Source organism: Planomonospora parontospora (assembly GCA_014647935.1).
GTDB lineage: Bacteria > Actinomycetota > Actinomycetes > Streptosporangiales > Streptosporangiaceae > Planomonospora > Planomonospora parontospora.
This window is the reverse complement of sequence record BMQD01000021.1, coordinates 47,444-61,861: the sequence shown is the minus strand read 5'-3', so window position 1 is coordinate 61,861 and position 14,418 is coordinate 47,444. Positions and strand designations below refer to the sequence as shown.

11 protein-coding genes are annotated in these 14,418 nt (G+C 73.1%); 1 reads left to right on the top strand and 10 read right to left on the bottom strand.

All coding sequences use genetic code 11. The features are described from left to right. Positions 1–6 precede the first annotated feature (6 nt). The 10 genes from IEZ07_RS27295 to cbiE form a co-directional block, all read right to left on the bottom strand. Entirely contained in the window at positions 7–468 is a 462-nt protein-coding gene (locus tag IEZ07_RS27295) for an acyl-CoA thioesterase (RefSeq protein ID WP_191897381.1), read from the bottom strand. A 68-nt stretch (positions 469–536) separates the two neighbouring features. Then, positions 537–2,201, bottom strand: coding sequence for an energy-dependent translational throttle protein EttA (ettA, locus tag IEZ07_RS27290; protein WP_191897380.1), 1,665 nt, complete (start codon positions 2,199–2,201; stop codon positions 537–539). 26 nt (positions 2,202–2,227) lie between these two features. Continuing rightward, a complete protein-coding gene (locus IEZ07_RS27285; protein WP_191897379.1) occupies positions 2,228–3,529 on the bottom strand; it encodes a GGDEF domain-containing protein in 1,302 nt (433 codons plus the stop codon). A gap of 373 nt (positions 3,530–3,902) precedes the next feature. Beyond that, a complete protein-coding gene (locus IEZ07_RS27280; protein ID WP_191897378.1) occupies positions 3,903–4,649 on the bottom strand; it encodes a single-stranded DNA-binding protein in 747 nt (248 codons plus the stop codon). Between the two features lie 140 nt (positions 4,650–4,789). Further along, positions 4,790–6,436, bottom strand: coding sequence for a YfjP family GTPase (locus tag IEZ07_RS27275; protein WP_191897377.1), 1,647 nt, complete (start codon positions 6,434–6,436; stop codon positions 4,790–4,792). Between the two features lie 157 nt (positions 6,437–6,593). After that, a complete protein-coding gene (locus IEZ07_RS27270; RefSeq protein ID WP_239320734.1) occupies positions 6,594–8,777 on the bottom strand; it encodes a GTPase in 2,184 nt (727 codons plus the stop codon). Continuing rightward, positions 8,774–10,009 (bottom strand): uroporphyrinogen-III C-methyltransferase, encoded by a 1,236-nt coding sequence (gene cobA / locus IEZ07_RS27265; protein ID WP_068903610.1) that lies wholly within the window; start codon positions 10,007–10,009, stop codon positions 8,774–8,776. Before cobA ends, IEZ07_RS27270 begins: the two co-directional genes overlap by 4 nt. 156 nt (positions 10,010–10,165) lie before the next feature. Next, the gene (locus IEZ07_RS27260; protein WP_191897376.1) at positions 10,166–11,335 is read right to left on the bottom strand and encodes a nicotinate-nucleotide--dimethylbenzimidazole phosphoribosyltransferase; all 1,170 of its coding nucleotides are present in this window, start codon (positions 11,333–11,335) and stop codon (positions 10,166–10,168) included. A 179-nt stretch (positions 11,336–11,514) separates the two neighbouring features. Beyond that, positions 11,515–12,342 carry a sirohydrochlorin chelatase gene (locus tag IEZ07_RS27255; protein ID WP_191897375.1) on the bottom strand — a complete coding sequence of 276 codons (828 nt, stop codon included), beginning with the start codon at positions 12,340–12,342 and terminating at the stop codon, positions 11,515–11,517. 84 nt (positions 12,343–12,426) lie between these two features. Continuing rightward, positions 12,427–13,662 (bottom strand): precorrin-6y C5,15-methyltransferase (decarboxylating) subunit CbiE, encoded by a 1,236-nt coding sequence (cbiE, locus tag IEZ07_RS27250; RefSeq protein WP_191897374.1) that lies wholly within the window; start codon positions 13,660–13,662, stop codon positions 12,427–12,429. Between the two features lie 199 nt (positions 13,663–13,861). Between cbiE and IEZ07_RS27245 the strand changes: the two genes are divergently transcribed. Continuing rightward, complete coding sequence (locus IEZ07_RS27245; protein ID WP_068903602.1) at positions 13,862–14,284, top strand: DUF2795 domain-containing protein; 423 nt, start codon at positions 13,862–13,864, stop codon at positions 14,282–14,284. The last annotated feature ends 134 nt before the right edge of the window (positions 14,285–14,418 follow it).

Below are 14,418 nucleotides of genomic sequence, written 5' to 3'. Positions count from 1 at the left end.
ATTCGATCATCTGGGTCCGGCGTCCTGCGGGCCTTCCGCGGTGAACCTGCTCAGGTAGGCGATCTCGTCCTGGTTCAGCCGCCGGGGGGCGCCCTTGGCCACGTCGTAGGCCACGAGGATCGAGCGGGCCCGGACGAAGACCTCGTCGTCGTCGCGGATCTCGTAGTCGAGGGTGAAGCGCACCGGGCGGATCTCGGTCACCCAGGTCTCCACCCTGACCGGGTCGGGCCGGAAGGTGAGGGGCCGCCGGTAGTCGATCTCGTGCCTGGCCACGACGAGCCCCTGGAACGGAGCGATGCCCTCCCGGTGGGGATCGACGTGGAACAGCCCGAGGCGGGCGTCCTCCAGGTAGTCGAAGAACCGCACGTTGTTGACGTGACCCAGCGCGTCGATGTCGGCGAACCTGACGGCCCGGGGGAAGACGTGCCGGTGCGCGCGGCCGGCGTCGTTCGTGGTTTGTTCGAGCACACCCAGAACCGTAGCGGTCCCCGCCGCCTCCGCCCGGCGGCGGGGTTGCGGGGACCGCGGCGGGCGGGTCAGTCGCGGGTGAGCTTGCGGTAGGTCACCCGGTGCGGGCGGGCCGCGTCGGCACCCAGCCGCTCGATCTTGTTCTTCTCGTAGTCGGCGAAGTTGCCCTCGAACCAGAACCAGTTCGAGCCCTCTTCCCAGGCGAGGATGTGGGTCGCGATGCGGTCGAGGAACCACCGGTCGTGCGAGGTGATGACCGCGCAGCCGGGGAAGTCGAGCAGCGCGTTCTCCAGGCTGGAGAGCGTCTCGGTGTCCAGGTCGTTGGTGGGCTCGTCGAGCAGGAGCACGTTGCCGCCCTGCTTGAGGGTCAACGCCAGGTTGAGGCGGTTGCGCTCGCCGCCGGACAGGACCGCGGCCTTCTTCTGCTGGTCCGGGCCCTTGAAGCCGAACGCGGCGATGTAGGCGCGGGACGGCATCTCGACCTGGCCGACCTTGATGTGGTCGAGCCCGTCGGAGACGACCTCCCAGACGTTCTTCTTCGGGTCGATGCCGCCGCGGCTCTGGTCGGCGTAGGAGATCTTGACGGTGTCGCCGACGACGATCTCACCGCCGTCCGGCGTCTCGCCACCGGTGATCATGCGGAAGAGCGTGGTCTTGCCGACGCCGTTCGGGCCGATCACGCCGACGATGCCGTTGCGGGGCAGGTCGAAGGTGAGGCCGTCCATCAGGACCCGGTCCTCGAAGCCCTTGGTCAGCTTCTCGGCGCGGATGACCGTGGTGCCCAGGCGCGGGCCCGGCGGGATCTGGATCTCCTCGAAGTCGAGCTTGCGGTGCTTGTCCGCCTCGGCGGCCATCTCCTCGTAGCGCTGGAGACGGGCCTTGCTCTTGGTCTGGCGGGCCTTGGGGTTGGAGCGCACCCACTCCAGCTCGTCCTCCAGGCGCTTCTTGCGCTTGGCGTCCTTCTGGCCCTCGAGCTTGAGCCGGGCGGACTTGGCCTCCAGGTAGGTGGAGTAGTTGCCCTCGTAGGGGTGGCACCGGCCGCGGTCGAGCTCCAGGATCCAGGTCGCCACGTTGTCCAGGAAGTAGCGGTCGTGGGTGACGGCCAGGACGGTGCCGGGGTACTTCTCCAGGTGGGACTCCAGCCACTGCACGCTCTCGGCGTCGAGGTGGTTGGTGGGCTCGTCGAGCAGGAGCAGGTCGGGCTGCTCCAGCAGCAGCTTGCAGAGCGCGACCCGGCGGCGCTCACCACCCGACAGCTGGGTGACCTCGGCGTCCGGGGGCGGGCAGCGGAGCGCGTCCATCGCCTGCTCCAGCTGGCTGTCGAGGTCCCACCCGTTGCGGTGGTCCAGGGCGTCCTGGAGCTTGCCCATCTCCTCCAGCAGCGCGTCGCTGTAGTCGGTGGCCATCAGCTCGGCGATCTCGTTGAACCGGTCGAGCATGGCCTTGGTCTCGGCGACGCCCTCCTGGACGTTGCCGAGCACGGTCTTGGACTCGTTGAGGGGGGGCTCCTGCTGCAGCATGCCGACGGTGAAGCCGGGCATGAGCCGGGCGTCGCCGTTGGACGGCTGCTCCAGGCCCGCCATCATCTTCAGCAGCGTCGACTTTCCGGTGCCGTTGGGGCCCAGCACGCCGATCTTCGCGCCCGGCAGGAACGACAGCGTCACGTCATCGAGGACGACCTTGTCACCGTGCGCCTTGCGCACGCGCTGCAGTGTGTAGATGTACTCCGGCATGCCTTCTAGCTTAGGCCCTGCGGAGGTCAGCTAGGGGCGTCCTGCTGGCCGGACGGCTGCGCGGGCGGCACGGACGAGGTGGCCGGCAGGTAGATCCGGTCACGGCCGAGCTCCTTGGCGTGGTAGAGGGCCAGATCGGCCACCGCGAGCAGCTCGATCAGGTCGTTGCCGTGCACGCTCATGACCGCGACACCGGCCGAGATCGTCACGCTGATCATGCTCCCGTCGACCGGGACCGCCATCCGCCCGATGCGCGACCGCAGCCGCTCGGCCACCCGCCGCGCCTCGGTCGTGTCGGCTCCGGGCAGCAGCACGACGAACTCCTCCCCGCCGAACCGGCCCACCACGTCGTATTCGCGGAGCTGGCTACGGAGCGTCGTGGCCACCCCCACCAGGACCTGGTCCCCGATCAGGTGGCCGTAACTGTCGTTGACCCGCTTGAAGTGGTCGATGTCGATGATCAGCACGGCGAGGGGGTCACCGGTCCGCCTGGCCCTGACGATCTCGGTGTCCGCCTCGCGCTGCCAGGCGGCGGCGTTGAGCAGACCGGTCTTCGCGTCGGTGCGGGCCGCGGCCTGGAGCTGGGCGTGGAGCAGGCTCCGCTGCAGCAGCACCACCGGCGGCAGCGCCAGCACCAGCAGCGTCAGGTTGATCCCGCAGGTGATCGCCACGATGACGCCGAGACAGAGCTCGACCATGTCCAGTGTCAGGCTCTCCCGGTCCCACAGCACCTCGCGCCAGCGGCTGTCGGGATTGGCGGTGTGCGCGGCCACGGCGATCAGTGCGGTGTTGAGCACCGTGAACAGGACCGCGCAGCCGATCGCGACGAGGATCGGCCACCCCCGGCCGGTGCTCAGCGCGGACGGGTCCCCGACGGCCGCGTGGAACAGCACCGAGGCCGCGCAGCCGGACAACCCGATCGCCGCCGAGCTGAACACCCTCCGGTAGACGACCGTCTCGCGCACCCGTTTCTGCAGCAGGATCTGGAGCGGGATCGGAGCGACGAGGGCGTAGACCGGCGGCAGGAGCAGGGCGACGGGCAGCCACCAGGCGGACAGCAGGTCGCGGGCGACCCCGGCGGGCATCCCGAGCCTGCGGGTCGCCTCGATGCAGACCGCTCCGCACGCCATCAAGGCGGTGAAGGTCAGCGTGTCGGGCCAGCGGAGCGCGCTGGTCGTGGCGGAGAATGCGATCGCGGCCAGAGCCAGGGCCACGACCCCGCAGAGGTAGACGACCAGCGGGCGGCGCTGTCCCAGCAGGGGCCACCGACCGGCCAGGGTCGCCACGCCGTCACGTGGCTTGGCCGAGGTATGACTGGGCGCCACCATGCAGTCCCCCTCTTTGGCTAACGATGTGTAACACAATAGTTGCGGGGTGTGCGCCATGCGATGGGAACCGCTACCTTGGGCGGAGTGAGCCGACATATCGGGTGGCTTGCGATGGACATCGCTCTCTACGCGACCGGAACGTGTGGGAAAGGAGCAGCCATGCTGCGGGGCGTGACCTGGACCTGACAGGTGCCTCGGCGTCTGAGACGAACCCGACCATCGGCCGTTTTCCCCCAGGTGATCCGTGCCCGCAGGGCGAGGCACCGACCGCGTCCGGCCGATGCCCCCTCTCCCTGCTCCTCCCGGCCCCCGCGCTCCCGCCGCAGGCGTGCGCCCGGGCACCGGAAGACCTCCGCACCCCGGCGGAACGGCCTCAGGCCGCCATGCGGGCTCCGGCACGCCACAGCCTGCCGCTCCTCGTCTCCGGGGCGGCCGCCCCGTCACCCTTGTCCTTCCCCTCGCCCGCGGCCCCGTCCGGCTCCGGGCCGCCCGCCCCGTCCGCGTCGGCGGACCCGGTGGAGCCGACGCCCTCGACGTCCCCGGCCACCGCCTCTCCGGCGGAGCCGGCGGCCCGCTCGGCGACGATCCCGGCCGGCGTCTCCCCGCCGTGCGCCGCCGCCCCGTCCGTGTGCTCCCGCGGCTCCCGCTGCGACGGCGTCTGCGCGGGCTCTTCCGCCGTCGCCCCGCCCAGCGCCCAGTCGTGGGTCCCCCGGTCGAGCTCGCTGCGCTCCTCCGCACCCAGCGACGGGGCCGTCCCGCCCCGCTGCGGCTTGCTGAAACTTCCCAGGCCCCAGCGGAGGTCGTGCCCGAGGGAACCGGCCTCCACCTCCGCCATGAACCGGCGCTCCCCCTCATGGACGAACTCCCGGATGCGCAGCCGTCCGTGGACGACGATCGGCTGGCCCACGTGGACCGACTGGGCGACGTTGTCCGCCAGCCCCCGGAAGCACCGGACCCCGAAATAGGTCGTCTCGCCGTTGCGCCACTGCTGGTTCTCCCGGTCGAAGTAGCGGTTCGTCGAGGCCACCTTGAGCGAGGTGACCCGCGATCCGTCCGGGAAGGTGTGCTGGCGCGGCGGGGCCGCGACGTTGCCGGTGAGCGTGACGTGGATGTCGTTCATCGTGCCTCCCATGAGAGCGGGCGGACTGCCCGCGGCATGGAAGACACGATGGCCCGCGCGGCCTGGGTCGCGGGCCTCCGCCGAGCGCGCTGTGGACGGGCGGACGCGGCGCGGGCAGACCTGTGGACGACCGGCGGAGATCAGCCTCGTACGGCGCGCAGGGCCGCGTAGAACTCGTTGTACCGGGCCAGTTCGCGCTCCACCGGCTCGATCACCATGCTCTCGGCCAGCGCCGCGACCCTGCGGCGCATCTCGCGCTCCAGCCTCTCGCGCTCGCCCGCCGCGCCCAATACCACGAAGTTCCGGCTGGCCACGGCGGTGAGGAGACCCAGACCGAGAACGGAGAGCAGCATCAGGACGACCCACGGCAGCGCGGCGGCGTCACCGAAGAACGCCAGGCCCTCCGGGATCTCCCCCACCGCGAACACCCCGTAGGCCAGGGCCGTGCCGACCCAGGCGACACCCGCGACGAAGAGCAGTACCAGCGTGTACTGCCAGGCGAGCAGGGCCCGCCACCAGGCGGGCACCCGGTCCAGGCGGGGGGCGATCTCCGTCAGCTCCTCCGACAGCGCCTTCGGCAACTGCGCCGAACGGGAGCGCGCGGCGTCCCGGACCGCGTTCCTCCAGGCTTCGTGCATGCCCGTGGTGAGGCCGTCCGAGAGGGCCTGGACCGCGTTGTCCACCTCCGCGGGCTGCGCGCTCACCGCGCCGCCGCTCAGGCCCCGGATCTCGTCCCGCAGGTCGCCCAGGCGCAGGCTGTCGAGCGGGTCGGGCCGGAGCTTCGTGATCCAGCGGGCGTACGGCCAGCCGACCCATTCGGCCGACCGCACGCCGTACACGTTCTCCATCGCCTCGCCGACGGCCGGCACGCCGACCGCGTCGCAGAGCGCGTCGGTCAGCCCGATCCGGCGGGCGTCGTCGACGGAGGCGGGCGAGGAAGGGACGCCTTCGGCGGGCATCGCCTTCGCCAGGCGCCCGACCAGCCGGTCGAGGTCCGCCTCCAGCCGCTGGATCGCGGCCCGGCGCCGGACCACGGCGTCGGAGAGGACGGCCCTGAGGTTGTCGACGCCCCTGCCCGTGGTCGCGGAGGTCGTCACGATGACGGGGTTCTCGAGCCCTTCGCGGCGGAGCAGGTCCTCCAGGTCGGCCACGCACTCGGCCAGGTCCTCGGGACTCAGCCGGTCGACCTGGTTCAGCACGAAGACCGTCACCGCGTCGTGCCCGGCCAGTTCGGTCACGTAGCGCCGGTGGGTGGACGCGTCGGCGTACTTCTGCGGGTCCAGCACCCAGACGACCAGGTCGGCCACCTGGATCAGCCGGTCGGCCTCGGTGTCGGTGAGCGCCCGGATGGAGTCGTGGTCGGGCAGGTCGAGCAGGACCAGGCCGTGCAGCCCGCTCTCGCCCTTGTCGAGGGCGCTGGCCCTGGCGAAGCGGTGCCGCCACTGGATCTGCAGCCAGTCGAGCAGCGGCCCGGCGCCCTCCAGGCCCCAGACGCACGCGTGGGTGCGCGCCGTGGTGGGCCGCCGCACCCCGGTGGGCGACAGCTCCAGCCCGGATACGGCGTTGAACAGCGACGACTTGCCGCTGCCGGTGCCTCCGGCGAGGGCGACCACCGTGTGGTCGGGGGAGAGCTTGAGCCGGTCACCGGCGCGCAGCAGCAGCTGACCCGCCTCCGTGAGGACCTTGGGGTCGACTCTGCCCGGTCCCAGCTCCACGATCCGGGCGATCGCGGCGAGCCGGCCGCCGAGTCCCTGCCGCGTCTGGACGGTGCCGATGGTGCCGGTCATCGCCGCCACCGCCCCTCGTTCGCGGTACGGCCCGCGGCCGGCACGGGAACCGCCGGCCGGGCGGACGTCCGGGCCCTGCGCTCCCGGCGGGCCTCACCGGCCGTCATGACGGATGCGCACACGGCGGTTCCGGCGCGCGCGGCGCGGGACTCACTCCTCATCGGGCGACCTCAAGGTTGTACATTGCCTGGTAGAGACGGGTGGCTGCGGATTCGTCGGGGACGCCCGCACCGTCGAGGGCCTGGACGTAGCGCCAGACCTCGTCGTCGAACAGCGTGCCGATCCGGGTGCGGAGATCGCTGCGGGCCTTGGCACTGATGTTGCGCAGGGACTCCGCGCCGAGCAGTGCGTGCAGCAGCCGCTGCGGCAGGGCGCTCTTGCCGGCGACCTCGACTTCGGCGGTGCCGTAGCCGAACATCCCGATCGCGAGGATCACCGCGAGGGAGTCGGCGTCGAACGAGACCAGCCTGGCCACCGACCGCTTGGTCACGCCCTCCGTGCGGATCAGCCCGACGAGGTGGTCCTGCCAGGCGGCCACGGCCCGGCCTGCCCGGCGCGGCAGGTCGTCGGAGGGCTCCCCGAGGCCCGGCACCGCGGCCAGGGTCTCCCCCGCGCCGGGCCGGTTCAGCCAGCGCGCCACGGTCTCCTCGGCGGCGCGCTGGGCGGCCGAGACCACGACCGCCTCCAGGCCGGTCCGGAGCGCGGTCTTCAGCGCGCTGAGCCGCTCGGGGCCCTGGTGGCTCGCCTTCCCGGCGAACCGGCCGGGCTTGCGCAGGTGCAGGGTCCGCATGAGGTCGCCCGATCCGATGAAGTCCTGCCACCGGGCCAGCACCTCCCCGCGGAGCAGGGAGCCGTTCCTCGTCGCCTCGTCGATCTCGGCCATCGCCCCGCCGTACGCGGCGTCCACGTCGCCCCGGAGCTCGGCGCGCAGGGCCAGCTGGACCTCCAGCTGCCTGGCCAGGGCGGGGACCCGGGCCCGGAAGCTGTCGAGCACTCCGGCCAGCGTCGCCTGTACGGCCTGCGCCCGCCGCCGGTCGTCCACCGACAGCTCGGTCAGCCAGAGCCTGAGCTCGGTGACCTCGTGGTCGGGCAGCATCCCGTCGGCGGCCTTGCTCTCGTTGATGACGAAGCGGTCCACCTGGCCGAGGCCGTACTCGGTGAGCATGCGCACGAAGTGCTTGGTGACCACCTCGCGCGACCTGGCCGGGACCCGGGAGAGCACGATCGCCAGCCGGGCGCCGCGCTCCTTGGCCAGCCGGAGCAGCCGCCAGGCCGGGGCGTCGGCGTAGCGGGCCGCGGTGGTGACGAAGATCCACAGATCGGCCGCGTCGAGCATGCGGTGGGCGATCTCGTGGTGCGCCTCCACCACGGAGTCGATGTCGGGGGTGTCGAGCAGTGCCACGCCCGGAGGCAGCCGCTCGGTGGTGACGAGCACGAGCCCGTCCGTTCCCGTCCCGGGTTCGGACGCCCCCCTCCGTTCCAGGCTGCCGAGCAGGCCGCCCTCGGCGAACCACTCGTGGTCGTCGGGGTGGCAGGCGAGGACGGGGGTCCCGGTGGTCGGCCGACGGACGCCGGTGGGGCTGACGTCGGCGTTGGCCAGGGTGTTGAGCAGGGTGGACTTGCCGGCGCCGGTGGAGCCCGCGACGACGATGAGCGCCGGCGCGGTGCTCATGTGGATCCGGGGGATCACGTAGTCGTCGAGCTGCGCAAGGATCTCGGCCCTGGCCTTCCTCGCCTCCTCCACCCCGGGCAGGTCCAGGCCGAAGGCGAGATCGGTGACGCTGTCGCGCAGCGCGGCGAGCGCGCCGGTCAGCGCCTCGGAGACCTCGTCGGGCAGCGGCTCGTCCCGAACCCGCCCCTCGGGGGTCGCACCGTTCTCCTCCCCGGACCCGTCGAGGTCCGCGACCACCACCACGGCGTCGTCCTCGTCCGGACCGTCCGCTCCCCCGGGACCGTCCGGGTCCGCGGGATCCTCCAGGCCGCCGGAGTCACCGGAGCCGTCCAGGGCGCCGGGGCCGTCCGGGTCGGCGGAGTCATCCGCGTCGTCGGGGCCGGCCTGATCCACGTCGCCGTCGTCCGGCGCGGAATCCGGTCCGTTCCCGGCGGTCTGCCCGCCGTCCGCGCCGGGATCGGCGGGCGGGTCTCCGGCGTCCTCCGCCTCCGCGGCACCTGCGGGCACGCCCTCCTCGTCGGCACGGATCGCCTGAAAGGTCAGCGTCTGTTCCCCCGGGCTCTCCGCGCGGCCCGGGAAGGCGCCCTCCGGCTCCTCCTCGCGGGCGACGCCGAGCCGGGGGCCGTCCTCGGCCGCCGGGTGCACGGGCTTGTCGGCAGCCGATTTCACGGAACCCGCTCCGCTCGAACCATCTCGACCTCCTGGCCGACTTTCACGACGTCGCCGACGATCACGATCGCCGGTGGCCGAATCCCAGCCGCGGTCACACGCTCCGCCACGCTGGACAGCGTGGCGTGAAGAGCACGCTGGGTGGGAAGAGTACCGTCCTGTACCACCATTACGGGAGTTTCCGGCGAACGTCCCTCACGGATCAGGGTTTCGGCGATCACCGCGATCCGCTCGACGGCCATCATGAGCACCAGCGTTCCCGCCGATCGGGCCAGGTTCGGCCAGTCGACCGTGGATCTCTCGTCGCCCGGCGGGACGTGCACCGAGATGACGTGGAACTCCTGGCTCACCCCGCGGTGCGTGACGGGCACGCCCGCCGCGGCGGGCACCGCGACCGGGCTCGTGATCCCCGGGACCACGACGACCGGGATCCCCGCCCGGGCGCAGGCGAGCATCTCCTCGCCGCCCCGGCCGAAGACGAACGGGTCGCCGCCCTTGAGCCGGACGACGAACCTGCCCTTCCGGGCGTGCTCGACCAACAGCTCGTTGATCTTCTCCTGAGCCAGGTAGCGACCGTAGGGGATCTTCGCCGCGTCGATCAGCTCGACGTCCGGCGAGAGCTCGTCGAGCAGGGCCTGCGGGGCCAGCCGGTCGGCCACGACGACGTCGGCCTGGGCGAGCAGTTGCCGCCCGCGGACCGTGATCAGACCGGGGTCGCCCGGACCTCCTCCGACCAGCGCGACGCCGACCGGCTTGGTCCGGTTGCGCCGGGCGTCGACGGTGCCGTCGCGGAGCGCTGCGACCACGGCGTCCCGGATCCCCGCCGCCCGCCGGGGGTCGCCGCCCGCGGTGATCGCCACACCGATCTCGTCCACCCGGCCGCTGGCCGGGGTCCACGCCGCCGACGCGTCCTTGTCGTCGGCGCGCACGCACCAGATCCGCTTGGCCTCGGCCTCGGCGGCCACCGCCGCGTTCACCGCCCTGTCGTCGGTGCAGGCGTGCACCAGCCAGGCCCCGTCCAGGTCTCCCACCTGGTACGGCCTGGCCTCCCAGGTCACGCGGCCGGTCGCGATGAGGTCGTCGAGGGCGTGCGTGACGCTCGTGGAGACGACGGTGACCAGGGCACCGGCGTCGAGCAGGGCGGGCACCCGCCGCTGGGCGACGCGGCCTCCCCCCACGACGAGCACCCGCCGCCCGGAGAGACGCAGGCCGAGCAGATAGGGCGACGACATGACGACAGATCTCCCGTTCACGACGAATGGTGAAGCGCGTGCGTTAGGAGGTAAACCTACCGGCTCCCGGCTCGTCGTTTGCTTCCACCTTGTTAACAACGGTGAAGAAGCGCTGTGATCGCCGCCGACCGGCGTCCGGCCGGCGGCTCCCGCAGGTCAGGCGCCCTTCTCGGTGACCCCCGCCGAGTCGAAGGTGGCCACCTCGTGCATGACCCGGACCGCCGCGCACACGAGGGGATGGGCCAGCAGCCCGCCGGTCCCCTCGCCGAGCCGGAGCTCCAGCTCGACCAGGGGACGCAGGCCGAGATGGGCGAGCGCGAGGGCGTGACCGGGCTCGGCCGAACGGTGCCCCGCAACGCAGTGGTCCACCGCTTCGGGGGCGAGCGCCGCGGCGGCCAGGGCGGCCGAACCCGCGATCACCCCGTCCAGGATGACCGGCACCCGCAGCGACGCGGCTCCCAGGATGAACCCGGCGATCGCCGCGTGCTCCAGACCGCCGACGGCCGCGAGCGTCCTCAGCGCGGATCCGGTGAGCACGTCTCCGGCGGGCGGCCCTCCGGGTCCCGCGGGCCCGGCCGTCACGTCACCGTCCGGAACCCGCCCGTCCCCGGCGTCCCGCGACCGTCCGCCCGCCGGGCCGGCCAGGCCGTTGGCCAGCAGCGCCCGGCGGACGACCTCCACCTTCCTGGTGAGGGTCTCGTCGTCGGCCCCGGTCCCCCTGCCGGTCGCCTCGGCGGCGTCCCGGCCGGTGAACGCGCAGATCAGAGCGGCGGAGGCGGTGGTGTTGGCGATGCCCATGTCCCCGGTGACCAGGCAGCGGGCCCCCTGGTCCACCAGGCGGCGGGCGACCGCGATGCCGGCCTCCAGTGCGGACACGGCCTGCGCCGGAGTCATCGCCGGCCCCTCGGACAGGTCGGCCGTGCCGTACGCGACCTTGTCGACGATCAGGTTCGGCGCCGGGGGCAGGTCGGCGGCGACGCCGACGTCCACGACGGTCACGGTGGCGCCGACCTGGGCGGCGAAGGCGTTGGCCACGGCGCCGCCCGCCAGGAAGTTGCCCACCATCTGCTGGGTGACCTCCTGCGGCCAGGGGCTCACGCCCTGGGCGTGGACACCGTGGTCGGCGGCGAAGATGGCCAGCGCGGCGGGGGCGGGGATCGGCGGCGGGCTGGCGGCGGCGGAGCCGGCGAGCCGTACCGCCACCTCCTCCAGCGCGCCCAGCGCACCCCGGGGTTTGGTCAGCCGGTCCTGGTGGGCGCGCGCCTCGGCGACGGCCTCCGGGTCGGCGGGCCGGATCGCTGCGAGGGTCTGCTCAAGGATGGTCATGCCATCAGTGTCCCGGAAAAGCCCCCGCGAAGTCCCCGCGAAGTCCCGCAAAGCCCTCATGCGGCTCTCGTGCGGTGTCCTCGCAGGGGTTCCCGGAGTCCTCCCGAAGCGCCCGGCCCGCGACGCCCTCCGGAGTCCTAGCGAAGCTCCCGCGACGCCCTCCGGAGTCCTCCCGGCGGTCAGTGGGAGGCTCTTTCGAGCGCCTCCTCGTAGCGCTCGACGACCACGTCGGCCAGGCCCTCGCAGTCGCCGATCACCTCCGCGCAGCGCACGTCCAGATCGGGGTGGCCCGCGGCGTAGGCCATGGCCTGACCCCAGACCTTCTCCAGCAGGCCTCCGGCGAACAGCAGGTAGGGCAGCACGATCACCCGCCGGGCCCCGAGACGGCGGCAGCGCTCGATCCCGCCGGGGACGCCCGGCCGGGCCAGTGAGGCGAAGGCGGTCTCCACCGTCATGTACTCGTGGGCGAGGGTCTCCCAGAACAGGCGCGAGACCCCGTGCACGTCGGCGTTGACCATCGGGTCGCCGGAACCGTCGCCGACCAGGACCACGGCGGTCTCGCCGAGCCCGATCTCCTCGGGTTCCTCGTCGAGGAGTCCGCCCCCCGCCGCGACGAGCCGGAGCCGGGGCACCTCGGCGGCGGCGTCGGCCAGCCGCTCGGCGAGCAGCGACAGCAGGCGCGGGTCGCAGCCCAGGGGACGGCCGTAGTCGCAGGCGAGCGTCGGGTGGAGCTCCTGCTCCCGGGCCATCGCGGCGGCGATCTCGGTGCCGGTCCGCAGGTCTCCCGCCAGGCTCAGCGGGAGCGCCACCATGCGGTGGTGCCCGCGTGCGACCAGCGAGGCGATCGAGTCGCTGAGACGCGGCCTGGCCTTGGCGATGTAACCGCCGGAGACGTCGGCGGCGGTCCTGTCGAGGCGGCATCGGAGCCGGTGGACGAACCTGCCGAACTCGGCGGATCCGCCGTCATCGAGTGAGCCCTGCCCGATGAGCAGCAGCGGCGGCTTCATGTGAGGAGGACTCCAATGACCTTGACCTGGGATTACGCAACGGCGACTGGCGAGGATATCCGATGGTGGTTCATCCCGGACAGGTCATGGAGCGATGATCTTCTCCAGGCCTCGGCCGGCGGCGCACACGACGAAGATCGGTCCGGAGGCGGGAGCGCGGTGGCCCGCACCGTCCCCACCGGTCTCCTCCCCGTGTCCCTCCTCGGCCTCCCCCCGGTTTCCACCGGCCGTCCGGGACGCCTCGATCCGCACGCTCTCCACCCGGTAACCGTGCTCGCGGAGGACCTCCAGCACCGCGTCGGCCTGCTCCGCCGTCCTGAGCGCGCAGACCAGGGACCGCGGTCCCCGGGCCGCGCACGCCGCGACCGCCTCGACTCCGCCTCCGCCGACGAAGACGGCGTCCGGGGCGGCCAGGGGCTCCAGGGCCGCGGGCGCCCGGCCCCGGGTCAGCGCGACCTTCACCCCGTGGGCGATGACGTTGCGGCGCAGCCGGGCGCAGGCCTCCTCCTCGGGCTCCACCGCCACCACGGCCGCACCGAGCAGGGCGCACTCCACGGCGATCTCCCCGCCGCCCGCGCCGACGTCCCAGACCAGATCCCCCAGCCGAGGGCCGAGCCGGGCCAGCGCGAACGCCCGGACCACGGGATCGAGCCCCGCGCCCGCGAAGTCCCGCGCCCACCCCGGGGGACCCGGCCGGGCGCCGGCCGCCCACGCGGGCTCGTCCGGGCCCCGGTGCAGCGGGTCCAGGACGAGCACCACCTCGGGGTTCTTCCACGGCCGCGTGGTGGCCTCGCCCATCCGGCTGTGGGTGATCCGCTCGTCCGGGCCGCCGAGGTCCTCGCAGACGATCAGGGCCCGGGGGGTGGTGGGGGCCAGCTCCCTGGCGATCTCGGCGGGACCGACTCCCGGCGCGGCGAGCACGGCGACCTTGTGGTGGGCGCGGCAGGCGTTCGCCACCCGGTCGAGCCGCTCACCGGTCACGACCAGGGCGTCCTCCCAGGCCAGCCCGGCCCCGGCGAAGGCCCGCGAGACGAGGGAGGGGGCGGGGAGCACCTCCGGGACGACGCCGTGTCCACGCAGTTCCGCGACCGCGCCGAAGAACCCGGGGTCTCCGGCGGCGAGCACGACCAGCCGCCCGCCGTGCTCCCGGTGGGCCTCCACCGCCCGGCCGAGCGGCCCGCCGACCACCCGGGCCCCGCCCGGCAGCGGGCGGACGCGCTCCAGGAGGCGGTCGGAGCCGGCCAGCACGGTCGCCTCCTCCAGCCTGGCCCGCGCGAGCGGGGACAGCGCCCGCCCGTCGACCCCGACAACTGTGATCATCGATGCTCACCGTCCTCGCCCTCCAGAGTGCCGATCGCGCGGCGATCAGGCCAGAGCGGTTCTCGGATGGCGGTCACGTTCTCCTCTCCTCGCGGAATGCGCAGGTCAAAGACGGCCGCTCCGGAAGCGGCCCGGATGTTTGCCCCGGAGCCGCCGGGTATGGGTGTGGATTATCCGCAGCTGAAAGGGGTGGCTCCATATGGAACGCGGAAGCGCCAAGCACGGTTCGCGACTGGACGAGCAGCAGAAGCACGAGACCCAGGGGATGACCCGCAGTGGAGGCACCACGCACGCCGAGGAGTGGAAGGAGCCCGAGCCCATGCCGGCTCCGGGCGAAGGCGGCCTGTCCCGGTCCGCATCCCGGCCCTCCGACCGCGAGCCGGGTGCCCCGCGCGGCATGACCCCCGCGGACGTGGAGCGCCGCGGCAACCTCGCCAAGTGGATCAGCGGCACCGGCGTGTTCCCCGCCGACCGCGACACCCTGCTGGCCCGCGCCCAGGAGCAGGGAGCCCCGGACTCGGTGGTCTCCGCCGTCCGGTCGCTGCCGAACGCGACCTTCACCAACATGGCGGACGTGGCGCAGGCGCTCGGGTACGGCACCGAGGACAAGGACCAGGGCTGACCTGCGGGCCTCCCCCCTCGGCGCTCCGTTCGCGAGGGGGGAGGCCCGCCTTCGCCCGCCAGGGCTCCCGCTCTCACCGCTCCTCCCCCCGCTGAAGGCGGGCGCATCCGTCTCTCCCGTCCGAGGACTCCGAG

Bases quoted from the DNA above. Each gene is read 5' to 3' on its own strand.
- ettA (WP_191897380.1), bottom strand. From the start codon at position 2,201: ATGCCGGAGTACATCTACACACTGCAGCGCGTGCGCAAGGCGCACGGT.
- IEZ07_RS27285 (WP_191897379.1), bottom strand. From the start codon at position 3,529: ATGGTGGCGCCCAGTCATACCTCGGCCAAGCCACGTGACGGCGTGGCG.
- IEZ07_RS27280 (WP_191897378.1), bottom strand. From the start codon at position 4,649: ATGAACGACATCCACGTCACGCTCACCGGCAACGTCGCGGCCCCGCCG.
- IEZ07_RS27275 (WP_191897377.1), bottom strand. From the start codon at position 6,436: ATGACCGGCACCATCGGCACCGTCCAGACGCGGCAGGGACTCGGCGGC.
- cobA (WP_068903610.1), bottom strand. From the start codon at position 10,009: ATGTCGTCGCCCTATCTGCTCGGCCTGCGTCTCTCCGGGCGGCGGGTG.
- IEZ07_RS27260 (WP_191897376.1), bottom strand. From the start codon at position 11,335: ATGACCATCCTTGAGCAGACCCTCGCAGCGATCCGGCCCGCCGACCCG.
- IEZ07_RS27255 (WP_191897375.1), bottom strand. From the start codon at position 12,342: ATGAAGCCGCCGCTGCTGCTCATCGGGCAGGGCTCACTCGATGACGGC.
- cbiE (WP_191897374.1), bottom strand. From the start codon at position 13,662: ATGATCACAGTTGTCGGGGTCGACGGGCGGGCGCTGTCCCCGCTCGCG.
- IEZ07_RS27245 (WP_068903602.1), top strand. From the start codon at position 13,862: ATGGAACGCGGAAGCGCCAAGCACGGTTCGCGACTGGACGAGCAGCAG.